This window comes from Vibrio sp. 1978 (genome assembly GCF_033344345.1).
Genome location: NZ_JAWPOP010000583.1, coordinates 1 through 645 on the forward strand (window position 1 = coordinate 1; position 645 = coordinate 645).

The window sequence follows — 645 nt, forward strand, 5'->3', positions numbered from 1 at the left end:
CGTAAGATCCGCAGCCATCATTATCAATTTCTGCACCTAATGGTGTGCCTGGACATAAATCGCGCTGGTTAATGACACCGTCGCTGTCGTCATCTTGGTGGTCGGCCCATTGATCTGCAATAGGAGTGTCTATGTAATCGTATTCGTCGCCTCGCTCACTCGAAGAGCTACATGCAGCAACAACTAATGACAGTGCAATAATAGTTATGTTTTTCATAATTAATACTCCACTTTTTCTAGCCATTCTTTCGGCATTTCGACTCTTAACGCACTCAACAATTGGCCAGTTGCGTTCATCACACGATATTTGGCATATTGCTCTGCATATTTTGAATCAAGGTAATCTTTACGCGCTTCAAACAACTCGTTTTCAGTGTTCAGAACGTCTAGTAAGGTTCGTTTACCGATTCGATATTGCTTTTCATACGCGATGACCGTCTCAGCTGCCGAATCAACGTGGTCTGCTAAAAATTCTTTTTGTTGCAACGTTAAGTCCAGAGCACTCCAAGATAAGCGAAGTCCTTCCTCAACATTACGGTACGCGCCTTCACGCAAGTCTTTCGCTTTGTTGAGTTGGTATGCGAAGTTTTCTGAATTTGCCGCATCGCTACCGCCGTTGAACAAGTTATAGCGTAAACGCAACAT

At 43.7% G+C, this 645-nt stretch carries 1 protein-coding gene and 1 pseudogene; both read right to left on the reverse strand.

Features of this window, described 5'->3' with window-relative positions; translation table 11 throughout:
* Nucleotides 1-217, reverse strand: a pseudogene (locus R8N49_RS27950) (OmpA family protein); the annotation flags it as partial.
* A 2-nt stretch (nt 218-219) separates the two neighbouring features.
* The coding region (locus R8N49_RS27955) for a TolC family protein (protein WP_318190548.1) at nt 220-645 on the reverse strand (426 nt) is incomplete at its 5' end.